Raw genomic sequence first — 21,737 nt, forward strand, 5'->3', positions numbered from 1 at the left:
AGCTCCGTCCGCAGGGCGATCAGCCCTTGCGGACGGGTTGCAGGTCTCCGAAGAAGCCGGTCCACTTCATGCCCATCGCGTGCGCGCGCTGGGCGATCACCATGTGAGCGGTCATCACGCCGATGGTCGGTGTGCCGCTGGTCACCGGGTCGCTGAGGATGCGCCCCATCTGACGGCCGCCCCACCAGAGCTGCGCGATCAGCAGCCCGACGACCGCGATCAGGCCCCATGTCGCGAGGCTCTCGCCGTAGACGTAGAGCCCGTAGGGCGGCTTCAGCCAGGTGCCGAAAATGCTGAGGCCCCAGCAGGCGGGAAGGCCCAAAACGCCCAGCGCGACCACCTTGAGGACCGTTCGGCGGTAGAGCCGCAGCGCTTCGTTGAGCTCTTCGACGGTCGATGGATGTGGGCCAGGCGCGCTCACGGGCTGTCTCGTCCTCCGATCACGAGCGATCACGGATCACTCGGGAATCGGAGCGGTGGCACGGCACTTTCGGTCCCTCAATGCACGACTTGGTGAAGCAAAGCCGTGATCGAGACCTGGCGCCTCAGCGCTTGCCGGACTCGTTCTGCGGGAGGTGGCGCTTGTACGTCTCCTCTTCCTCCCCACGCTTGGTGATGAGATCGGCATAGGCCTGCTTCATCTCTGGCGACATCGTGACCCGACGGCCTTTGTCGCCCTTGCGCTTCGGTGCCTTCTTGAAGGTGTTGGACGAGTCGGACATGGGGTCCTCGACGGTTCGGTCGGTCACAGGTCTTGATCCCGCCGGCCTTGGGCTTCTTCCGAATACTGTTCGTGAGACCGAAACATGACGGACGGCGCTCCGCTCTCGGCCTTTCCCCGGCGACCGCTCGCCCTGAAGGCCGGCTGGCGCGCCCAGGGCGCCCTCTATTTCGGCGCTTTCATGGTCCTCGCCTCGCTCGCCGGAGCCGTCTTCATCGGCATCAGCCAGTCGCGTGAGATGCAGGATCAACGGATTTGGCGGGAGGGACGCCCTGTTCCGGTCAAGGGCATCCACGGGCGTTGCCGCAACAACCTCATTCTCGCCGCGCAATGCAGCCTCACGGTGAGCTACGAGCCGTCGCCGGGCAAGAGCGAGGAGACGGAGGTGTCGGCGCTGGTCTTCGGCGGCCTCGACAACCCGCTCCCCCGCCCGGTCGCCAAGATCGATCCAGCCGATCCCCACAGCCTCGCGCTCAACGCGATGGTGGACGCCGCTGCGGAGCGCTGGATCGCCGTCGCCGAACTGACGGGTGGTCTGGTGTTCCTCAGCGCCGTGGTCGCCTTCGGCGTCTGGATGTCGCTGCGCGAGGCCCAGCTCTGGCGCATTCTGGTCAAGGATCCGCAGCCCGTCGCGGCGCGCGTGATTGCCTCGCGCTACGTCAAGACCCCCGACTATGCCCGCGAGTTCACCTTCGAAGTCGACGGGCCGGACGGGCCGCGTCGCTCCAAGCAGCGGCTGGGCGTCGTGCCGGCGAACCCGGGCGTCTATGATCGCAAGACGCGCTATCGCGAGCCTATCCCGCTCGACCAGAAGGGAACGCGGCTTCTCGCTCTGACCAGCCCGCAGGGTGCGCTGCTCGTCGCCACCGATTCCGCCCGCTCGTTCTGACGGACGAGGAGAAGGCCGCGATCCTCGGCAAGCGCGCATGAGTCAGCCACGGCTTCCGACCGGTCCGACGCGCTGCTAGAAGGCCGGTTCAGCGCGGCGCGAGCCCACGACAGTCACGACGGCGACGATCATGGAAAAGTTCATCACCCTGGAGGGCGTTGCCGCCCCGATGCGGATCATCAACGTCGACACCGACCGCATCATTCCGAAGCAGTATCTCAAGACCATCAAGCGCTCCGGCCTCGGCAAGGGGCTGTTCTCGGAGATGCGCTACAAGGACGACGGCTCGGAGAACCCGGACTTCATCCTGAACAAGCCGGCCTACCGGCAGTCCAAGATCCTGGTGGCGGGCGACAATTTCGGCTGCGGCTCGTCGCGTGAGCACGCGCCCTGGGCGCTCGCCGATTTCGGTATCCGCTGCGTGATCTCGACCAGCTTCGCCGACATCTTCTTCAACAACTGCGCCAAGAACGGCATCCTGGCGATCGTCGTCTCGCCGGAAGATCTGGAGAAGCTGTTCGAAGACGCCGAGCGCGGTTCCAACGCGACGCTCACCGTTGACCTCGCGGCCCAGACCATCAAGGGGCCGGATGGCGGCACGCTGCATTTCGACATCGACGAGGCGCGCAAGCACAGCCTGCTCAACGGCCTCGACGAGATCGGCCTGACCCTGGAGCGCGGCGCGGCGATCTCCGGCTACGAGGCCAAGCTCGCGGAGCGGGGCTGGGCTTGAGGCAGGGCTTCGGGAAGACTTCGTTAGAGAAGTCTTTACCATCCGGGCGCCTTAAATCTGCGGAATAGCCAGAGCACGATCCGACGAAACGAATTCCGGTTCGTCGTCGGACAGTGCGGCGACGGCAGAGCCGGCAGGAGACGCTCCGATGACCTCGCGCGCCACGATCACCGCCCTCGTCTGCTTCGCTGGCCTAGCCGCGAGCCCCGCCCGCGCCGACTTCGATTCCTGCCTTGCCGGCATCCAGGGGCAGGCCGCCTCGGCCGGCGTTTCGGCGCAAACGTTCCGCACCGCGACGCGCGGCATCGAATACGACGACAAGGTCATCGAACTCTCGCAGAAGCAGCCCGAGTTCAAGACGCCGATCTGGGACTACATGGCAGCGCTGGTCGACGACGAGCGCGTCGAGGACGGCAAGGCCGCCATGCGCCGCAACGCCCAGGCGCTGGCCACCGCCGAGCAGCGCTACGGCGTCGACCGCCACGTCATCGCCGCCGTCTGGGGCGTCGAGTCGAATTTCGGCAAGAACCTCGGCACCATGCCGTTGGTGCAGTCGCTCGCGACGCTCGCCTGCTCCGGCAGCCGCCGCCGCGACTATTTTCGCGGTGAACTGATCGCGACCCTGAAGATCATCGAGCGCGGCGACATCGAGCCCTCGCGCCTGACCGGCTCCTGGGCCGGTGCCTTCGGCCAGACCCAGTTCATGCCCTCGACCTACCAGCGCCTCGCGGTCGACCTCGACGGCGACGGGCGCCGCGACGTCGTCGATTCTACGGCAGACGCAGTCGGCTCTACGGCGAACTTCCTCCGCGCGGCCAAATGGTCGAACGGCATGGGCTGGGGCTACGAGGTGAAGCTGCCGCGCGGCTTCAACACGGCTGCGGCCGGGCGCACCCGCAAGCATCCGGTCGGACATTGGAGCGCGATGGGCGTGACCAAGGTCGATGGCAGCCCGCTCTCGGCCTCGGGCCCCGTCGGCATCCTGGCACCTGCCGGTGCCAACGGACCGGCCTTCCTGGTCACCAAGAACTTCGACTCGATCTACTCCTACAACGCGGCCGAATCCTACGGCCTCGCCATCGCCGTGCTCTCGGACCGCCTGCGCGGGCGTCCCGGTGTTCAGGCCGACTGGCCGACCGACGATCCGCCGCTCTCGCGCGCTGAGCGCCGCGACCTCCAGGTCCGCCTGACCAAGCGCGGCTTCGACGTCGGAGAGCCGGACGGCAAGGTCGGCGAAAAGACCCGGCAGGCCATCAAGGAAGTCGAGCGCAGCCTCGGCATGCCGCTCACCGGCCGCCCGGGCGGTAAGGTGTTGCAGGCTCTCGGGGGCTGACCTCGGTTGGCCTCTTCCGGCTGAATCCCGCATCTGGTCGCAACAAAAAGCCCGCTCCGAGACATCGGAGCGGGCTTTTGTATTCTTGGAGGTGGGCTCCGCGACGGGAGCCCCTAAGCCATCACTCGGCGGCGGCGGGAGCCTTGGCGGCCTTCGCTGTGCGGTCGGTGCGCTCGACGATACGGGCCGACTTACCGCGGCGGTCGCGCAGGTAGTACAGCTTGGCGCGACGCACCTTGCCGCGGCGGACCACCTTGATCGAGTCGATCAGCGGGCCGTGCACGGGGAACACGCGCTCGACGCCCTCGCCGTAGGAGATCTTGCGGACGGTGAAGCTCTCGTTCAGGCCGCCACCCGAGCGCGCGATGCAGACGCCCTCGTAGGCCTGGACGCGGGTGCGCTCGCCTTCCTTGACCTTGACGTTCACGATGAGCGTGTCGCCGGCCTGGAAGTCGGGAATGGTCTTGGCGAGACGAGCAACTTCTTCCTGCTCGATCTGCTGGATGATGTTCATGGCAAAGCTCCGGCCGTCGCGCCTCGCCATCCCTCATGGACGACGGGCGTCAGGATTTCGGCATCCTGTTGTGAGTTGGCGTGCGCCATACAGGAGCCGGGCGCGTTTGTCACGCTGCGGTCATGAGGCCCCCCGAAGCACGTCGCCCGGCGTTGCAGGCGTCCCTGTCCTCATACGCTGCCATGTTGAGAAAATCGGCGTCCGGGTCCACATGGGAAACGGCGTTGGACCGTTCCGGCGCCGTTCCCGGCCGGCCTTGAACCGGCGCCAGTGGACGAGGATTTCCAGCAGCCATGTTCATCCAGACCGAAGCCACCCCGAACCCCGCCACACTGAAGTTCCTGCCCGGACGTGTCGTGCTGCCCGAATCGACCTTCGAGGCGAAGGATGAGGAGAGCGCTGCCCGCTCGCCGCTGGCCAAGGCGCTGTTCGACGTGCCAGGCGTTTCCGGCGTCTATTTCGGGCACGACTTCATCTCGGTGACCAAGGCCGACGGTGTGAGCGAGTGGCCGCAGGTGAAGCCCGCGGTGCTCGGCGCGATCATGGAGCATTTCCAGTCCGGCGCACCGATCCTCGCCGAGGGCGTGGTGCTCGAAGAGGGCAGCGCCGAGGAGTTCTATGAAGAGGCCGACCATGACGTCGTCGTGACCATCAAGGACCTGCTCGAGACCCGCGTGCGTCCGGCGGTGGCCAGCGACGGCGGCGACATCACCTTCCGTGGCTACAAGGAGGGCGTGGTCTACCTGGAGATGAAGGGAGCCTGCTCGGGCTGTCCGTCCTCCACGGCAACGCTACGCCAGGGCGTGCAGAACCTGTTCCGCCACTTCCTGCCGAGCGTGCGCGAAGTCCAGGCGATTTGAGGGAGCGCCGGGCACACCGGCAACACCCGCCCGACAATGCACCTGAAATCGGCCGCCTCGCGCTGACGGGGCGGCCGTTCTTGTCTTAAACGTGGTGTCAGAGGTGCGGTGATCGCGAGCACCGCCACCCGCTACGGAGAGAGTGTGCGCATCCTCGCCATCGATACGGCGCTCGACGCCTGTTCCGCCTGCGTCGCCACCGACGAGAGCGAAGAGTTGCTCGGCGAGGAGTCGATGACGCTCGCGCGCGGCCATGCCGAGGCCCTGCTCCCGCTGGTCGAGCGGGTGATGGCCCGGGTCGAGGGCGGCTTCGAGAGCCTCGACCGTGTCGCGGTCACGGTCGGCCCCGGCAGCTATACCGGCCTGCGGGTCGGCCTCTCGGCCGCGCGCGCCATCGGACTCGCCGCCAAGATCCCCGTCGTCGGGGTGACGACGCTGTCGGCCCTGCTCGCGCCGCAACTCGCCCTGCAGACCGAAGGCCTGGTCGTCGCCGCGATCGATGCACGCCACGGCGCAGTCTATCTCCAGGCGATCAGCGCCGCGGCCGGCGTCGCCGTGTCGCCGGTCCGGCTGTCCGTCGAGGAAGCGCTGGAGCGTATCGCCGGCGACCGGATCACCCTGGTCGGCTCGGGCGCGCAGGCACTGGCTGCCGCCGCGAAGGAACGCGGCGTCGCCGTCACGGTGGCCGAGACCGGCGCGCCGCTGATCGCTTGGGTTGCCCAGCTCGGTCTGGTCGCCGACCCCGAACAGGCGCTGCCGAGGCCGCTTTACCTCCGCGGCGCCGATGCCCAGCCCCAGGATCATGCGAGGATTGCGCTCCGATGACGCGCGGCCTATCTCCGTTCTGGGCTCTCGATTGGTGGTCCGCCTGGTGGGATGCCTGGGGCTCGACGCCCTACATCGCTCCCTTGCGCGATCCGGGGCAGGCCTCGACGCTCTCGCGCCTGCACGCCACCGCCTTCGCCCGACCCTGGGACGCGCATGAATTCGAGCGCATGCTGTGCGAGCGCTCCACCGAGGCGCACGGGCTCTGGCGCGGCAACGGCGTCCACGGCTTCGCCCTGTCGCGCAAGGTCGAGGACGAGGCCGAGATCCTGACCATCGTGCTCTCGCCCGCCCTGCGCGGCGGTGGCCATAGCCACCGGCTGCTGCGCGAGCATCTGACGGCGTTGAGCTTCGCCGGGGTGCGCAGCGTCCATCTCGAGGTGGACGAGGGCAATGGTCCGGCCCTGAAGCTCTATGCTCGCCACGGCTTCATCAAGACCGGCGAGCGCACCGGCTATTACCCGCGCCCCGACGGCAGCCGCGCTACGGCGCTCACCATGCGCGCCACGCTGGCATGAGGGTCGGCGCCGGGTTCATGGCCAGCCGCGTGTCATGACGCGGATCGGGACCATCGCGCGGCTGGTGCTCTACGCGCTGTTCTTCGGGCTGATCGTCGGGCCGCACGTCCTGAGCCTGCGCTACGGGCGCGGGCGCCTCGCCGGCTGGCTTCCGACGATGCTGCACCGGGTCTTTCTGCGGTTGTTCTCGGTGCGGGTGATCCAGAGCGGCTCGCCGCCGAGAGCGGGCGAGGGCGCGCTGGTGCTTGCCAACCATGTCTCTTGGCTCGACGTCGTCGTGCTCGGCGGCCTGCGACCGCTCTCGTTCGTCGCGAAATCGGAGATCGCCGGCTGGCCAGTGATCGGCACCTTCGCGCGGCTCCAGCGCACGGTGTTCATCGATCGCGCCCGGCGCGGGGCCACGGCCACCGTGAACTCGATGATCGGCGAGCGCCTTGCCGCTGGCGAACTCGTCGTGCTGTTCGCCGAGGGCACCACCGGCGACGGCCTGCGCCTGCTGCCGTTCCGCTCCTCCCTCGTCGGTGCGGCGCGCGAGGCGCTGACCGAGGGCACCGGAGGTCTGGCCCGCATTCGATTGCAGCCCCTGGCGCTCGCCTATACCGGGCGTGCCGGCCTGCCTCTGACACGCATCGAACGACCCGAGATCGCCTGGTACGGCGACATGGAACTCGCCCCGCATCTCGATCTCTTCGCGCGGCGCGGCCCGATCGACCTGCACGTGGTCTGGGGAGCGCCCATCGCCTTCGAGCCCGGCACCGACCGCAAGGTCGCGACGGCGCAGGCCGAGGCCTCCGTTCGGCAAGCCCTGCGCGATGCGCTCGCCGGGCGTCCGGTCCAGGGGCACGGCGCCCGCGCGGCCGAGGCCGCCGGCCGCCAGACCAGCCGCGAGGGCGCCGACGTCTCCGCACCGGGCGTGGCGGCGGTGTGACGGGCGCAGTTCTCCTCCCCGCAACGGGCAGGGGAAGAGCCCCGTGTCAGCCACCCTCCGGCAGTCGATACGTCGCCGCCTGCCCGTGATCGATCCCGGCTTCGTCGCGCAACTGCCAGACCGTCACATCGACGATCGGAAAACGCCGGCCCGACTTTGCGATCCGAACCCCCGAATAGCCGGCGACATATCCATCCCGCGCCACGGCTGCCAGCAGTCGGTCCCGCTCAGAGCGATCCGGCGCCTCCGCCGAAAGCCGCGAGGGCATGCCGATCATCTCGTCGAGCGCGTATCCAAAGCTCTCCTGCGCCATGCGGTTGGCGTAGACGAAAAGCGGATCGGCATCCGTGTCGTGCGCCAGCAAGGCAAAAGGCGCCTCCTCGTACGCCCATCGCGCATTCGCGCCGGCCGGCAGCAGCGGCCTCCCGACGAGGCGCTGGTGGCTGCTGCTGAGGAGCGCGAAGAAGTCGGGGTCGTTCGTCAGGTCCATTCGTCTTTCGGCTTTCGTGTGATGATCTCGGCGGCACTCGCGACAGTGACCGATCTCGATCTGGGCACGAGGCGTCCGGAGTTCTCGGTGATAGGCCGGCGCAACGGCTTGCCGACGGTCCCGCAACGACGGCCCGTGGCATCGAAGGGTGGATGATCGCCGTTTCGCTGCTCGACCTGATTGTTTCGAGCATCCATCCACTCGATATAGCCGACGGCCATCGTCGAGGACGTTGTCGTGAGAGAAGCGCCGACCGCTACCTTCCGCCCGGTCTTCGTGCCGTGGATCGCGGTGGTTCAGCAACTGCCGTTCCAGCTCTTCTTTACCCTCTGGGCCGGCGCATTCTTCGGAGGGATGTTCCAGACCTTCCTACGCCCGATGCTGGGGGCGATGTCACTGACGGTGTCGCCCGCCGTCTTCGTCGGCGTGTTGGTCTTCATCGGCTTTCCCATCGTCGTCGCCGGGACCCGAGCCATGAACTACCGAAACACGCAGTATCGGCTCTTCTCAGATCGGCTGGAGGTCGAGGAGGGCTTCATGACGCTTCACGAGAAGCGCATCATGTTCCGGGACGTGCGCGAGGTGTCGATCCGGCGCGGTGTCTTGCAGCGAACGGCGGGTCTCGGTTCGGTCTATCTTGCGACGCAGGCGACGGGCACCGGACAGGCGTGGAGCCCGTTTCGCCTCCTGGGCACAGGCAGTACCTTCGGCAGCGGTGCGATGATCATGGATATCCCGGATGCCGGTGAGGCTTACGAGCGCATCCGTGATCTCGTCGACGGTACGCGGCACGACTGACACCGAAATTTGTGTTAGGCGCTGCGCTCGTCCGCGGCAGCCGCGAGGCCTCCAGCTTCGAGGCGCGGGCCCCTACGCATGCCTGTTCGAGACCCGATTTTGAAGAAAGCCTTCGTCAAATCCTACGGCTGCCAGATGAACGCCTACGATGCAGGGCGCATGGCGGACCTGCTCGCGGCCGAGGGCTATGCCGCGACGGAGACGGTGGAGGAGGCGGATGTCGTCGTCCTCAATACCTGCCACATCCGCGAGAAGGCCGCCGAGAAGGTTTTTTCCGAGGTCGGGCGCCTGCGCGTGCTCAAGGCAGAGCGGGCTCAGGCCGGGCTCGATACGCGGATCGTCGTCGCGGGCTGCGTCGCGCAGGCCGAGGGCCGTGAGATCCTGGCGCGCACGCCGGCCGTCGACGTGGTGGTCGGCCCGCAGAGCTATCACCGGCTGCCTGAACTCCTCGCGGAGTCGAAGAGCCGCCGGGTCGTCGACACCGAGTTTCCGGTCGAGGACAAGTTCGCCAAGCTGCCGGCTCGCCGCAACCGCGGCGTCACCGGCTTCCTGACCATCCAGGAGGGCTGCGACAAGTTCTGCGCCTTCTGCGTGGTGCCCTACACCCGCGGCGCCGAAGTCTCGCGCCCTGTCGCGGCCATTCAGGCCGAAGCCGAGGCGATGCTCGCCGGCGGCGTCCGTGAGATCACCCTGATCGGCCAGAACGTGAACGCCTATCACGGCGAGGCGCCCAGCGGCGGCTCCGCCACGCTCGCCGATCTGATGCGGGCGCTCTCGGATCTGCCGGGGCTGGCGCGGCTGCGCTACACCACGAGCCACCCCAACGACATGGGCGACGACCTGATCGCTGCCCACGGCGACAACCCCCTGGTGATGCCCTACCTGCACCTGCCGGTGCAGTCGGGTTCGACCCGCGTTCTTCAGGCGATGAACCGGAAGCACACGGCCGACGAGTACCGCCGGCTGATCGCACGTGTCCGCGAGGCGCGGCCGGACATCGCCCTGTCCTCGGACTTCATCGTCGGCTTCCCCGGTGAGACCGATGCGGAGTTTGAGGAGACCATGCGTCTCGTCGCCGATATCGGTTTCGCGAGCGCCTTCTCCTTCAAGTACAGCCCGCGCGCCGGCACGCCTGCCGCCGAACGCGAGGACGCGATCCCGGAAGCTGTGAAGATCGAGCGCCTCGCCCGGCTCCAGCAGCTCCTCGACCGTCAGCGTCATGCCTTCAACGAGAGTATGGTCGGCCGGACTGTCGAGGTGCTGGTCGAGAAAGCCGGGCGTCACCCTGGGCAGGTCGCCGGCAAGACGCCACATTTACTCATCGTGCAGTTCGATGCGCCGGCGTCGACGATCGGTACTCTGCTGACCGTCAGGATCACGCGGAGCGGATCGAACAGCCTGTTCGGCGAGCTGCTGCCTGATGCGGCGGCTGCCTGATCGAGAAGGACGTCGGCTTGAAGGACCTTGCCAGTGCCGAATGACGCCGCCGGGCGGACCCTAAAGGGGAGGGGGCTGGCAGCGCAAGGCGGCCTCGCAGAGGCCGTCGAGGTCTCGCTGACCTTCGAGGACAACCGGCTCGCGAGCCTCGTCTTCGGCCAGTACGATCAGAACGTCGCGCATATCGAGCGGCGCATCGACGTGAAGGCGACGGCGCTCGGCAACCACCTCGTCATCAAGGGCACGCCCGATGCCGCCGAGAAGGGCCGGCGGGTGTTCGAGCGCCTCTATGCCCGTGTGCGCAAGGGCGGCACGGCGCTGACCCTGGGCGACGTCGACGGGGTGATCCAGGAGGTCACCGTCCAGGGCAACCTGTTCCCCTCGGCCGAGATCGCTGCCGAGCCCGACCGCGAGCATTTCGAGCAGATCGCCACCCGTCGCCGCGGCGCCGTGCGCGCCCGCAACGCCGCGCAGAGCGACTACATCAAGCTCCTGCGCTCGAACGAACTCGTCTTCGCCGAAGGGCCTGCCGGCACCGGCAAGACCTGGCTCGCAGTCGGTCATGCCGTCTCGCTGCTGGAGCAGGGGCATGCCGAGCGGCTGATTCTTTCGCGGCCTGCGGTGGAAGCGGGCGAGCGCCTCGGCTTCCTGCCCGGCGACATGCGCGAAAAGGTCGATCCGTATCTGCGGCCGATCTACGATGCGCTCTACGACTTCATGGAGGCGCGCCATGTCGACCGCGGCCTGCAGACCGGTGTCATCGAGATCGCGCCGCTCGCGTTCATGCGCGGGCGCACGCTGACCAATGCGGTGGTGCTGCTGGATGAGGCCCAGAACACCACGTCCATGCAAATGAAGATGTTTCTCACCCGGTTAGGCGAGAATTCGCGGATGATCGTCACTGGCGACCCGAGCCAGATCGATCTGCCGCCGGGCCAAAAATCCGGGCTCGTCGAGGCGGTGAACGTGCTCGACGGCGTCGAGGGCATCGGCCGCGTGCGGTTTCGGGATGTCGACGTGGTTCGCCACGACCTCGTTCGGCGGATCGTCACGGCCTACGAGGCCGCGAGCCACGGCGAGGCGGAGGCCGACCGCAACCCGAACCCGCGGCGGCGCTCGCTGGCGTGATGCGCACAGCTCTCGCCGATACGCTGACGGCGTTGCGACGCGGTGACCTCGCAGGAACGCGGGAACTCTACCTGCCGGGCGGTCTCGACGCGTTTCCGCAAGAGATCTTCGGGCTGGCCGACAGCCTCGAGATCCTCGATCTCAGTGGCGGCACGCTCACGAGCCTTCCTTCCGATTTCAGCCGGCTGACAAAGCTGCGCGTCCTGTTCATGTCCGGCAACCGCTTCAAGCGGATGCCGTCGGTGCTGGGCGATTGTCCCGCCCTGAGCCAAATCGGCATGCGCAGTGCCGGCCTGCGCGAGGTGCCGGATGAAGCGCTGCCGCCGCGCCTGCGCTGGCTGACGCTCACCGACAACGCCATCGAACACATGCCCGACTCGCTCGGCGAGCGGCCTCATCTGCAGAAGCTGCTGCTCTCCGGCAACCGGCTTCGCGCCCTGCCGCAGGGGCTGGCGAACGCGGAAAAGCTCGAACTGATCCGGCTCGCCGCCAACCGTTTCGAGGCGCTGCCGCCCTGGATCGCGAGGCTGCCCGGCCTCGCGTGGCTGTCCTATGCCGGCAATCCGCTGGAGCGCGAGACACCGCTCGTCGGCGTCGCGTCCGTGCCGTGGGGCGACGTCGTCCTCGGCGAGCGGCTGGGAGAGGGCGCGTCCGGCATCACGCACCGGGCCGTCTGGCATGCAGATGGCGAAAGCCGCAGCATCGCGCTCAAGCTGTTCAAGGGCGCCATGACCAGCGACGGGCTGCCCGATCGTGAGATGGCGGCCTGCCTCGCAGCCGGAGCGCATCCGAACCTCACCAGCGGGCTCGGCCGGCTGACGGGACATCCCGAGGGGTTGGAAGGGCTGGCGATGCGGCTGCTGCCGCCGCATTGGCGCGTGCTGGCCGGACCACCGAACCTGTCGAGCTGCAGCCGAGACGTCTACGATCCGGCCTTGCGGCTCGACATGGACGTGGCTCTGCGCCTCGCCTGCGCCGCCGCCTCGGCCACCGCGCACCTGCACGCACGCGGCCTGCTGCACGGCGATCTCTACGCGCACAACCTGCTCTGGGACGGCGTGACCGGTGAAGCGGTCCTTAGCGATTTCGGCGCAGCCTCGATGCTGCCATCCGGCGCCGAAGGCGCAGCTTTCCAGCGGATCGAGATGCGCGCCTGGGGCCTGCTGCTCGGCGAACTGCTCGCCCTTTGCGACACACCACCGAAGGCGTTGCTGGATCTGGAACAGGCCTGCATCCAGCCCGACTCTTCGGGCCGCCCGGTCATGGCCGAGGTGCTGTCGGCCTTGATTGAGGATTTGGGCTGACCCGGCGCGATGGGCGCAGCAGCCCTGTCCACCCACCGGTTGCCGGAGTGCCCACCCGACCGCTAACAGCGGCCTCCGTTTCCCGATCTGCCGAACAATCCCAGCCCGTGAGCCAGCCAGAGATCGACATCGCCATCGAGGACGCGCGTTGGGAAACGGCCGTGCCGGATCTCGACGCCCTCATCGCGCGCTCCGTCGCCGCGGGCCTCGCGGCGTTGCCCGATTCGGGAGCGGGGCCCGTCTCGGTCAGCATTCTACTCGCCGACGACGCGACCGTGCAGGACCTCAACAAGACCTGGCGCGGCAAGGACAAGCCCACCAACGTGCTCTCGTTTCCGGCCGCCGACCAGCCCGTGCCGCCGGGCGAGCCGGAGCCGCTCGGCGACGTGGTTCTTGCTTATGACACGGTGCTGCGCGAGAGTGTCGAGCAGTCGAAGCCGCTCAGCCACCACCTCGCGCATCTCCTCGTCCATGGCACTCTTCACCTGCTCGGGCAGGATCACGAGACCGGCGAGGCCGAGGCTGACGCGATGGAAGCCATCGAAGTCGCGGCTCTGGCGACGCTCGGCATCCCGGACCCCTACGCCGACTGACCCGCTTCGACACCGGCTCTTCCGCCTCGGACATTCAAGAGAGACATGACCAACGACCGAAGTCGCGGCGCGGCCCTGGCCGCGCCCAATGCAGATGCCGACGCCCAGCCCCGCGAGGCCTGGTACGATCGCCTGCTCAGTGTCTTCAACCTGCGCTCACGTGACAGCCTGCGCACCGGCATCGAGGATGCCCTGGCCGAGCCCGATACGGGCGAGGATTCGTTCTCGCCGCTGGAGCGGGCGATGCTCAAGAACGTCCTCGGCCTCCACAAGGTGCGCGTCGACGACGTGATGGTGCCCCGGGCCGACATCGTCGCCGTGCCCGTCGACAGCAGCCTCGGCGACCTGCTCAAGCTCTTCCGCACCGCAGGCCATTCGCGTCTGCCGGTCTATGGCGAGACGCTCGACGACCCGCGGGGCATGGTCCACATCCGCGACTTCGTGGAATACCTCGCCTCGAAGGCCGAGCCGGCCACGCGCCGCTCCGCCGCTCCAACGGCGGCCACGACCGAGGACAAGCCGGTGACGTCGACCCGCGTACGCCGGCTGCCGGCGCGCGCGGTGCGCGATCTCGATCTCGGCAAAGTCGATCTGTCGGCAACCCTTGCCTCAACCCGAATCCAGCGCCCGGTCCTGTTCGTGCCGCCCTCCATGCCGGCGATCGACCTGCTGGTGAGGATGCAGGCGACGCGCACCCACATGGCGCTGGTCATCGACGAGTATGGCGGCACCGATGGCCTGATCTCCATCGAGGACCTCATCGAGGTCGTTCTCGGCGACATCGAGGACGAGCACGACGTGGCCGAGGGCCAGCTCGTCAATCGCGTCGAGGGCGAGACCGAGACCTATGTCGCCGACGCCCGAGCAGGCCTCGCCGAGGTCTCAGAGGCCACCGGCGTCGATCTGGTCGCCTCGGCCGGCGAGATGGCGGAGGAGATCGACACGATCGGCGGCCTCATCGTCACGCTCGCGGGCCGCGTGCCCTCGCGTGGCGAGATCATCGCCGGACCGAGCGAACTCGAATTCGAGGTGCTCGATGCCGATCCGCGCCGCGTGAAGCGCCTGCGCCTGCAGCGCGGGCAGGCGAAGATCGGTCAGGTGGTGCCCCTGGCGCTGCCGGCTCCGTCGGCCGATCTGCCGTCGCCGGCTCAGGCGGCCGGGGGCTGAAAACCGCGCCTCCTTGACCGCGACCGTCACGCCGCGTGGCGTGACGCGCATATCATCTCGGCGCGCCTCGCCGATCGGAAGGCGAGGCGGCCCTGAAGGCGCTGGGCCATGGCGATCAGAGCCTGCTCGAAGCAGTGCTCTGCTGATACATCGAAGTTCAGGTCGAGAGGTCGGATAGCGCCTGGGTCTCGCAGGACGCAGCCAAAGTCTGGGAATCGTGTAATGCCCAGCGGCTCAACGCCAAGCTCGGCCGCCCGATGATCCGCCTCGTATGACCCTCGCGCGCAAGAGCGATGCCCAGACCGGTCTGCCCATCGGCGGCTGGCTCGAGGCGGTCGCCCATCGCATCATCCTGAGCCACGGTTGGCCGAGGGTCGGGCTCGCCATCCTCGCAGGCGCGGTCGGGGCCTTGGCGATGCCGCCCTACGGTATCCTGCCGGCCCTCGCCGTATCGCTCACCGTGGCGGTCTGGCTGATCGATGGTGCGAGTGCTGGCCCTCGCGGCTGGCGCACGCTCCGGGACTGCGCCCTCGTCGGCTGGGGCTGGGGCTTCGGCTACTTCGTCGCCGGCCTGTGGTGGCTCGGTGCGGCCTTCCTGGTGGAGGCCGACCAGTTCGCATGGGCGATGCCGCTCGGCGTGGTCGGGCTGCCGGCGGTGCTTGCCGTGTTCTACGCCCTCGGCTTCGCGGCGGCCCGGCTCGTCTGGTCACGCGGGGCGGGACGCCTCTTCGCGCTGGCCTTCGCCTTCGCGGGAAGCGAGTGGCTGCGCGGGCATCTGTTCACTGGCTTTCCCTGGAACAACGTCGGCATGGCGCTCGGCGGCAATCTTTGGCTGATGCAGGGTGCCTCGCTCGTCGGCCTTTACGGCCTCAGCCTGATCGTCGTACCGATCGCCGCCGCCCCTGCAGCGCTCGCCACCGGCGCCAGCCCCCGCGCGCGCTTCGGCCCGCTCGTCCTCGGCGGCTCGATGCTGGCGGCGCTCGCTCTGTTCGGGGCCTGGCGCGTGCCGAGCGGACCCGACGCGACCATCGCCGGGGTGAGGCTGCGCCTGATCCAGCCGAACATCCAGCAGGACGACAAGTTCGAGCCCGGCAACCGCGACGCCATCGTCGACAAGTATCTCGCGCTCAGCGACCGCGCGACGTCGCCCGAGCGCAGCGGCATCGCCGACGTCACCCACATCGTCTGGCCGGAATCCGCATTCCCCTTCCTGATCCAGCGCGATCCCCAGACCCTCGGGCGCATCGGCGCGGTGCTGCCCAAGGACAAGCACCTGATCACCGGCGCGGCGCGGGCGCAGGAGCCCTTCACCCGAGAACACGCGGTGTTCTTCAACGCGATCCTGACGATCGAGCATGGGGGCACCCTCGGCCCAATATACGACAAGGTGCATCTGGTGCCGTTCGGCGAATATCTGCCGGGTCCGTTTGACGCGATTCTGAAGGCGGTCGGACTCCGGCAATTCGTCTCGGTACCAGGCGGTTTCACGCCGGGATCGCGTGCGGGCCAGCGGATCCTCGCCGTGCCAGGCCTGCCGCCAGTAGCGGCGACGATCTGCTACGAGTCGATCTTTCCCGGTGCCATCGTGCCGGCTGAGGCATCGGATGGCGGTGCCGTGGTGCCGGGCCTGATCCTGAACCTCACCAACGATGCCTGGTTCGGCGACACGCCGGGGCCGCATCAGCATTTCGCCCAGGCGCGGCTGCGCGCCGTTGAGGAAGGCCTGCCCCTCGTGCGCGACGCCAATAGCGGCATTTCAGCCGTGGTCGATGCCCATGGACGTATCGTCGCCGCGCTGCCCCTCGGCCAGGAGGGCGTGCTCGATGCCGATCTGCCCGCGCGCATCCCCGGCCGCACGGTCTATTCCTATCTGGGTGACGCCCCCTTCGCCGCGATGCTACTCGGCGCCCTCCTTGTCGCCTTTGCCGGCCGTCGGCGTGACGCCAACGGTGCCGTATGACCGCGACGACGGATGGAAAACGGCACGGACCGCTTCTCGTCGGCCTGGCCGTGACGCTGGTCGCGTTCAATCTGCGGCCGGCACTGACGAGCGTCGGACCATTGCTGACGCAGATCGTGGCCGACACCGGATCGACCGCGACGACTGCCGCCGCGCTCACCACCCTGCCGGTGCTGTGCCTTGGCCTCGGCGGCGCCTTCGGGCCGCCGGCGATCCGCCGGCTCGGCGTCGATGCCGGCATTCTCGCGGGCCTCGTCGCTGTCCTCGCCGGACTTCTGCTGCGTGGCCTCGGTGGCCTGCCCGCCCTGTTCGCCGGGTCGGCTCTGTCCGGACTCGGAATCGGACTTTCGGGCGTGCTGCTGCCGGCGCTCGTAAAGCGCGACTTCTCCCGCCATGCCGGCCGCGCCACCGGGCTCTACACCATGGCGCTCTGTATCGGTGCCGGGACGGCGGCCGGCCTGACGGTGCCGCTGGAACACTGGCTCGGCCAAGGCTGGGCTGCGGCACTCGCCATCTGGGCGCTGCCGGCGCTCGCGGCCGTGGTCGCCTGGATTCCGTTCGCACGTCTGCGCCCGACGCCGGCCGCTGCACCGAGCGCGAAGGCGGCAGTACGGCTCTGGCAGGAGCCGCTCGCGTGGCAGGTGGCCGGCTTCATGGGGCTGCAATCCTCGCTGGCCTACATCCAGTTCGGCTGGCTCCCGGCGCTGCTACAGGGACGCGGGCTTGATGCCGTCGATGCGGGCTATCTCACCGCGCTGTCGGCCTTCGCGCAGGCGCCGGGCGCTCTCGTGGTGCCGACCTTGGCGGCCGGAGCGCGGGATCAGCGCGGCTGGATCGTCGGCAGTCTCTTCGTCACCGTGGTGGTCTTTGCGGCGCTCGGCTTCGGCCCGACGAAAGGCATGGTAGTGGCCGCGATCGTGCAGGGCTTCGCCTTGGGAGGCTGTTTCGGGCTCGGCCTGACAGTGATCGTGCTGAGGGCCCGCGACGCCGCGAGCGCCGGAGCGCTCTCCGCGATGGCGCAGGGTTTCGGCTATGCGCTCGCCTCGCTTGGACCCTTCGGCTTCGGGCTCGCACACGAAGTCAGCGGCGGCTGGGCATGGCCGACGCTCCTGTTCGCGGCCGTGGCGCTCGGGGCCGCGATCTGCGGCCTCGGCGCCGGGCGCAACCTGCACGTCGGTCAGGCGGCGCGCGGTCCGTAGAGAATCACGGCCATCCCAGCGAGGCAGAGCGTGGCGCCTGCGAGATCCCATCGATCCGGGTGAACGTCTTCGACGAAGCGCAGCCAGACCAGCGAGGCGACCACGTAAATCCCGCCATAGGCTGCGTAGGCGCGCCCGGCCGCGGCGCTGTCGGCGAGGGTGAGCAGGCTCGCGAAGACGATCAGCGACGCGATGCCAGGCAGCAGCCAGAACGCGGAGGCGTTCATTCGCGCCCAAGCCCAGAAAGCGAAGCAGCCCGCGATCTCGGCGAGCGCGGCACCGATGAAGGCGGCAAGGGTCGTCATCGCCCCTCTCTCGGATGCCGTCGGGCATCGAGCAAGCCGACCCATGCGCCCCTCAGCAACAAATGCCGTTTTGCCGCATGATCAAACCAAGCTCGGGCGCGTTTCTTCACCAAGGGACATTTCCCGCAACCTGGTGAAGACGATGAATCGCATCCTCACGGCATCGGCAGCATTGGCCGGTGCGCTCCTTCTCGTCCCCGCGACCGCTGACGCTCGCGGCTTCGGTGGCGGCGGCTTCCATGGCGGCGGCGGCGGTTTTCGCGGCGGCTTCGGTGGTGGCGGTGGCTTCCGCGGCGGTATGGGCGGTGGCGGCTTCCGCGGCGGCAATTTCGGTGGTGGCTTCAGGCCAGCCGGGTCCGGCGGCGCTGGGGCGATCGGTGCCCAGCGGAGTGCGATCGGCGGCGTCGGTGCAAATGGCGGCTTTCAGCGAGCCGTCGTCGGCGGTGGCGTGAACCGTGGCGTCGCTCCCGGCTTCGCCGGACGGGGCTTCGCAGCTAACCGCGGCTTCAACGGCCGCTGGCATGGCCGCCACAACCGTTACGGCTGGGGCTATGGCGGCCTCGGTTTGGGGCTCGCTGTCGGTGGCCTGGGCTACGGCTACGGGTATGACGGCTACGGTTACGACGATGGCTATTACGGCGGCTACGCCCCGGCCGCCTATGGCTACGATCAGGAAGGCTACGACGTTGCCCAGCCACAGGCGGTCCAGCCTGCTCGAACCGTCGGGTACTGCGTCAGCCGCTTCAAATCCTACGACCGTCGCAGCGGCACCTATCTCGGTAACGACGGGGCCCGTCACGCCTGTCCGTAACCGGATCGAGACCAGCCTCCGTTGAGCGGAGGTCGTTTCCCGCTCGTCGACCTCTGAAAACGGCCCCGCGAAGCTCAGGCTTCGTGGGGCATTGTTTTGCCGTCTGACGGACTGCTTCTCGGATCGCCGAACCGTGACAGGCGCCCGCAAGCGGTGTAGCGGCACCGGGCGCGGTGCTCCCGCGCGGCTCTTCTCGGAACCTGCGGTCGCAGCTCTTGCCCGATCTCCGCACGCCCGCTCGCTGGATAGGGCTCCTGGCGGTCTCCGCCCTCCTGGCCATTGCGCTCAGCTATGCGCGGTTTCCGGCAGCGCTGCTGCTCGGGCCGATGCTGGCTGCCATCGCCTTCGGCGTCGGCGGCGCGCGGCTCCTCCTGCCGCGCCCGCTCTTCCTTGCGGCCCAGTCGATCATCGGATGCCTCGTGGCGCATTCGGTGACGCCCGAGATCGTCCGAACCATCGTCAATGACGGCGCCTTGATGGTCGCGGCGGTGCTGGTGACGGTGATGGCCGGAGTCGTAGTGGGTATCACCCTGACGCGGCTGCAAGTTCTGCCCGGCGCCACCGCGGCATGGGGCTCGGCGCCGGGCGGCGCGGCCGCGATGGTGGCGATGGCGGAGGCCTACGGTTCCGATCCGCGCCTCGTCGCCTTCATGCAATACGTGCGCGTCGCCGCCGTCGTGCTCACCGCTTCTGTCGTGGCGCGGCTTCTCGTGGACGTCTCGGGTGAGCCGGCGAGCGTGGCGGCCCCGCCGCTGCCGGTCACCTCCATCGTCGCGACCCTCGCGGTCGCCGCCTTCGGGGCAGGCCTCGCGCTGGCGCTGCGGATGCCAGCTGGAGCGCTCGTCGGGCCGATGCTGCTCGGCGCGGCCCTGCATGCCACCGGTATCGCCAGTGTCGCCGTGCCCGGGCCATTGCTCGATGCGGCCTACGCCGCCATCGGTTGGTATGTCGGCCTGCGCTTCACCCGTGAGACCCTGCACACGACGCTGCACGCGCTGCCCGGCATCCTCGTCGCCACCTTCGCGATCATCCTGCTCTGTGGCGCCTGGGCCTATGGCCTGACCTTCCTGCTTCCCATCGACTTCCTGACCGCCTTCCTGGCGACCAGCCCCGGCGGCCTCGACTCCGTGGCGATCATCGCCGTCGGCTCGAAGGCGGACGTGTCCTTCGTTCTCGGCGTGCAGACGCTGCGCTTGTTTACAGTCCTGCTGACGGGGCCGATTCTGGCGCGATGGATCGCCCGCTCCGCGCCGGATTCGGCTGCATGAGGGCGCTCTACCTCGCCTTCCTGAATTCCTGGCGCGGCCTCGTCTACGGAGCCCGCACGGAGCGTGCGATCCGGCTCGAACTCGTGCTGCTGGCATTCGGGCTGCCTTGCGCTCTGCTGCTCGGCACCGGTCTCTGGGTGCGCGTCGCGCTGCTGGCGAGCCTGCTGCTGATGATCTGCGCGGAGTTTTTGAACACCGCCATCGAGAAGCTCTGCGACCACCTCCACCCTGGCCATCATGACCGGATCGGCGTGGTCAAGGATCTCGCCTCTGCCGGTGCGTTTTTCGCCCAGGGGATCGCTGCCCTCGTCTGGATCGCGGCCCTCATCGAACGCCTCTGAAGGGCAGACCTGCGCCAGGGTGCTCGCGTCCGGCGCCCGGACGGACTAGATCGGTCGCTTCGAAGCCTGCTGCTCCGCCCCAAAGCCCCCTGCCGTGACCGACTACATCAAGAAGATCCTCTCCGCCCGCGTCTACGACGTCGCCAAGGAAAGCCCGCTCGATCCGATGCCACGCCTGACGGCGCGCCTCGGCCGTCCCGTGCTACTGAAGCGCGAGGATCTGCAGCCGGTCTTCTCGTTCAAGCTGCGCGGCGCCTACAACAAGATGACGCAACTGCCGCCCGAGCAGCTCTCGCGCGGCGTGATCTGCGCCTCGGCGGGCAATCACGCGCAGGGCGTGGCGCTTGGCGCGGCGCAGCTCGGGGTGCGCGCGGTGATCGTGATGCCGGGCACGACACCGACCATCAAGGTCGATGCCTGCCGCGCGCGGGGCGCCGAAGTCGTGCTGTTCGGTGACAATTTCGATGAGGCGCTCGGCGAAGCCCGCCGTCTCGAGGCCGAGCAGGGCCTGGTCTTCCTGCACCCCTTCGACGATCCCGACGTGATCGCCGGCCAGGGCACCATCGGCATGGAGATCCTGCACCAGCATTCCGGGCCGATCGAGGCGATCTTCGTGCCGATCGGCGGCGGCGGCCTCGCGGCCGGCATCGCTACCTTCGTGAAGTACCTGCGGCCCGAGACCAAGGTCATCGGCGTCGAGCCGGATGACGCCGCGAGCATGAAGGCGGCCTTCGATGCGGGACGCCTCGTCACGCTGCCGAGCGTCGGCCTCTTCGCCGACGGCACCGCGGTGCGCCAGGTCGGCGAGGAAACCTTCCGACTCTGCCGTGAGCATCTCGACGGGATCGTCACGGTGGATACCGACGCCATGTGCGCGGCAGTCAAGGACATCTTCGACGACACTCGCGCCGTCTCCGAACCTTCGGGCGCGCTGAGCCTCGCCGGCGCCAAGGCCTGGGCGGCCGAGAACGGCGGCGGGGGAACGCTCGTCGCGATCTCCTCGGGCGCCAACCTCAATTTCGACCGCCTGCGTCACATCGCCGAGCGCGCCGAGATCGGCGAGGAGCGCGAGGTCCTGATCGGCGTCACGATCCCCGAGCGACCGGGCTCCTACCGCGCCTTCATCGCCGCGCTCGGGCCGAGGGCCATCACCGAGTTCAACTATCGCTACGCCCGCGATGCGCAGGCGCAGATCTTCGTCGGCATCAATCTGCCCGGCGGCCGGCCGGAGAAGCGCGAGTTGATCGCTTCCCTGACTGCCGCGGGCTACCGCGTGCTCGACATGAGCGACAACGAGATGGCCAAGGTCCATGTCCGCTACATGGTCGGCGGCCGCGCTCAGGGGCTGCCCGACGAGCGGCTCTATCGATTCCAGTTTCCGGAGCGGCCGGGTGCTCTGATGAAATTCCTCGAGGCGCTGGGCGACGGCTTCAACATCACCCTGTTCCACTACCGCAACCACGGTGCCGATTACGGCAGGGTGCTGGCGGGGATCGACGTGCCGCCGGCCGAGCGCGCCCGCTTCGACGCGGCGCTGGAGGCTCTCGCCTATCCCTATGTCGACGAGACCGACAACCCGGCCTACCGGCTGTTCCTCGACGACGCCTCGGTCTGA

The 21,737-nt window shown here is 68.5% G+C and carries 24 protein-coding genes; 19 read left to right on the plus strand and 5 right to left on the minus strand.

Annotated elements, in window-relative coordinates; genetic code table 11:
- Nucleotides 1-19 precede the first annotated feature (19 nt).
- Both GGR33_RS03595 and GGR33_RS03600 read right to left on the minus strand, forming a co-directional pair.
- Nucleotides 20-421, minus strand: coding sequence for an ABC transporter ATP-binding protein (locus GGR33_RS03595; protein WP_183501979.1), 402 nt, complete (start codon nt 419-421; stop codon nt 20-22).
- 124 nt (nt 422-545) lie between these two features.
- A complete protein-coding gene (locus GGR33_RS03600) occupies nt 546-722 on the minus strand; it encodes a hypothetical protein (RefSeq protein WP_183501980.1) in 177 nt (58 codons plus the stop codon).
- 84 nt (nt 723-806) lie between these two features.
- Between GGR33_RS03600 and GGR33_RS03605 the strand changes: the two genes are divergently transcribed.
- The 3 genes from GGR33_RS03605 (at nt 807) to GGR33_RS03615 (ending at nt 3,676) form a co-directional block, all read left to right on the plus strand.
- The gene (locus tag GGR33_RS03605; RefSeq protein WP_183501981.1) at nt 807-1,610 is read left to right on the plus strand and encodes a hypothetical protein; all 804 of its coding nucleotides are present in this window, start codon (nt 807-809) and stop codon (nt 1,608-1,610) included.
- 130 nt (nt 1,611-1,740) lie between these two features.
- Nucleotides 1,741-2,343 (plus strand): 3-isopropylmalate dehydratase small subunit, encoded by a 603-nt coding sequence (gene leuD, locus GGR33_RS03610; protein WP_183501982.1) that lies wholly within the window; start codon nt 1,741-1,743, stop codon nt 2,341-2,343.
- Nucleotides 2,344-2,491: 148 nt separating this feature from the next.
- Complete coding sequence (locus tag GGR33_RS03615) at nt 2,492-3,676, plus strand: lytic murein transglycosylase (protein ID WP_183501983.1); 1,185 nt, start codon at nt 2,492-2,494, stop codon at nt 3,674-3,676.
- A 121-nt stretch (nt 3,677-3,797) separates the two neighbouring features.
- On the opposite strand, the gene rplS is transcribed toward GGR33_RS03615, so the two are convergent.
- Entirely contained in the window at nt 3,798-4,190 is a 393-nt protein-coding gene (gene rplS, locus GGR33_RS03620) for a 50S ribosomal protein L19 (protein ID WP_183501984.1), read from the minus strand.
- 293 nt (nt 4,191-4,483) lie between these two features.
- Here rplS and GGR33_RS03625 point away from each other — a divergent pair, with 293 nt between their 5' ends.
- The 4 genes from GGR33_RS03625 to GGR33_RS03640 all read left to right on the plus strand — a co-directional run bounded on the left by GGR33_RS03625 (nt 4,484) and on the right by GGR33_RS03640 (nt 7,321).
- Nucleotides 4,484-5,050 carry a NifU family protein gene (locus tag GGR33_RS03625; protein WP_183501985.1) on the plus strand — a complete coding sequence of 189 codons (567 nt, stop codon included), beginning with the start codon at nt 4,484-4,486 and terminating at the stop codon, nt 5,048-5,050.
- A gap of 144 nt (nt 5,051-5,194) precedes the next feature.
- Entirely contained in the window at nt 5,195-5,875 is a 681-nt protein-coding gene (tsaB, locus tag GGR33_RS03630; protein WP_183502200.1) for a tRNA (adenosine(37)-N6)-threonylcarbamoyltransferase complex dimerization subunit type 1 TsaB, read from the plus strand.
- Entirely contained in the window at nt 5,872-6,393 is a 522-nt protein-coding gene (locus GGR33_RS03635; protein WP_183501986.1) for a GNAT family N-acetyltransferase, read from the plus strand. Before tsaB ends, GGR33_RS03635 begins: the two co-directional genes overlap by 4 nt.
- A gap of 34 nt (nt 6,394-6,427) precedes the next feature.
- On the plus strand, nt 6,428-7,321 hold the full coding sequence (locus GGR33_RS03640; RefSeq protein WP_183501987.1) for a lysophospholipid acyltransferase family protein: 894 nt from the start codon (nt 6,428-6,430) through the stop codon (nt 7,319-7,321).
- Nucleotides 7,322-7,367: 46 nt separating this feature from the next.
- On the opposite strand, the gene GGR33_RS03645 is transcribed toward GGR33_RS03640, so the two are convergent.
- On the minus strand, nt 7,368-7,811 hold the full coding sequence (locus GGR33_RS03645; RefSeq protein ID WP_183501988.1) for an MEKHLA domain-containing protein: 444 nt from the start codon (nt 7,809-7,811) through the stop codon (nt 7,368-7,370).
- Nucleotides 7,812-8,048: 237 nt separating this feature from the next.
- Between GGR33_RS03645 and GGR33_RS26385 the strand changes: the two genes are divergently transcribed.
- From GGR33_RS26385 to GGR33_RS03690, 8 genes are all read left to right on the plus strand, one after another.
- A complete protein-coding gene (locus GGR33_RS26385; protein ID WP_183501990.1) occupies nt 8,049-8,609 on the plus strand; it encodes a PH domain-containing protein in 561 nt (186 codons plus the stop codon).
- A 99-nt stretch (nt 8,610-8,708) separates the two neighbouring features.
- Nucleotides 8,709-10,046 carry a tRNA (N6-isopentenyl adenosine(37)-C2)-methylthiotransferase MiaB gene (miaB, locus tag GGR33_RS03660; protein WP_183502203.1) on the plus strand — a complete coding sequence of 446 codons (1,338 nt, stop codon included), beginning with the start codon at nt 8,709-8,711 and terminating at the stop codon, nt 10,044-10,046.
- 33 nt (nt 10,047-10,079) lie between these two features.
- Nucleotides 10,080-11,174 (plus strand): PhoH family protein, encoded by a 1,095-nt coding sequence (locus tag GGR33_RS03665; protein ID WP_284211833.1) that lies wholly within the window; start codon nt 10,080-10,082, stop codon nt 11,172-11,174.
- Nucleotides 11,174-12,478: a leucine-rich repeat-containing protein kinase family protein gene (locus tag GGR33_RS03670; protein WP_183501991.1), complete on the plus strand. Its 1,305-nt coding sequence runs from the start codon at nt 11,174-11,176 to the stop codon at nt 12,476-12,478. Before GGR33_RS03665 ends, GGR33_RS03670 begins: the two co-directional genes overlap by 1 nt.
- A 107-nt stretch (nt 12,479-12,585) precedes the next feature.
- Nucleotides 12,586-13,071, plus strand: a complete 486-nt coding sequence (gene ybeY, locus GGR33_RS03675; RefSeq protein ID WP_183501992.1) for an rRNA maturation RNase YbeY — start codon at nt 12,586-12,588, stop codon at nt 13,069-13,071.
- A gap of 45 nt (nt 13,072-13,116) precedes the next feature.
- Complete coding sequence (locus GGR33_RS03680; RefSeq protein WP_183501993.1) at nt 13,117-14,238, plus strand: hemolysin family protein; 1,122 nt, start codon at nt 13,117-13,119, stop codon at nt 14,236-14,238.
- Between the two features lie 271 nt (nt 14,239-14,509).
- A complete protein-coding gene (gene lnt, locus GGR33_RS03685; RefSeq protein ID WP_183501994.1) occupies nt 14,510-16,198 on the plus strand; it encodes an apolipoprotein N-acyltransferase in 1,689 nt (562 codons plus the stop codon).
- The gene (locus GGR33_RS03690) at nt 16,195-17,397 is read left to right on the plus strand and encodes an MFS transporter (RefSeq protein WP_183501995.1); all 1,203 of its coding nucleotides are present in this window, start codon (nt 16,195-16,197) and stop codon (nt 17,395-17,397) included. Before lnt ends, GGR33_RS03690 begins: the two co-directional genes overlap by 4 nt.
- Here GGR33_RS03690 and GGR33_RS03695 read toward each other — a convergent pair.
- Nucleotides 17,376-17,702 carry a YnfA family protein gene (locus GGR33_RS03695; protein WP_183501996.1) on the minus strand — a complete coding sequence of 109 codons (327 nt, stop codon included), beginning with the start codon at nt 17,700-17,702 and terminating at the stop codon, nt 17,376-17,378. The two genes, GGR33_RS03690 and GGR33_RS03695, sit on opposite strands and share 22 nt — an antisense overlap.
- A gap of 142 nt (nt 17,703-17,844) precedes the next feature.
- On the opposite strand from GGR33_RS03695, the gene GGR33_RS03700 reads away from it, so the two are divergent.
- From GGR33_RS03700 to ilvA, 4 genes are all read left to right on the plus strand, one after another.
- Nucleotides 17,845-18,513 (plus strand): BA14K family protein, encoded by a 669-nt coding sequence (locus GGR33_RS03700; RefSeq protein ID WP_183501997.1) that lies wholly within the window; start codon nt 17,845-17,847, stop codon nt 18,511-18,513.
- 215 nt (nt 18,514-18,728) lie between these two features.
- Complete coding sequence (locus tag GGR33_RS03705) at nt 18,729-19,781, plus strand: AbrB family transcriptional regulator (RefSeq protein WP_183501998.1); 1,053 nt, start codon at nt 18,729-18,731, stop codon at nt 19,779-19,781.
- Complete coding sequence (locus GGR33_RS03710) at nt 19,778-20,122, plus strand: diacylglycerol kinase (RefSeq protein WP_183501999.1); 345 nt, start codon at nt 19,778-19,780, stop codon at nt 20,120-20,122. Before GGR33_RS03705 ends, GGR33_RS03710 begins: the two co-directional genes overlap by 4 nt.
- Nucleotides 20,123-20,171: 49 nt before the next feature.
- Complete coding sequence (gene ilvA / locus GGR33_RS03715) at nt 20,172-21,737, plus strand: threonine ammonia-lyase, biosynthetic (RefSeq protein WP_284211836.1); 1,566 nt, start codon at nt 20,172-20,174, stop codon at nt 21,735-21,737.

This window comes from Methylobacterium brachythecii, from assembly GCF_014196345.1.
Classification (GTDB): Bacteria; Pseudomonadota; Alphaproteobacteria; order Rhizobiales; family Beijerinckiaceae; genus Methylobacterium; species Methylobacterium brachythecii.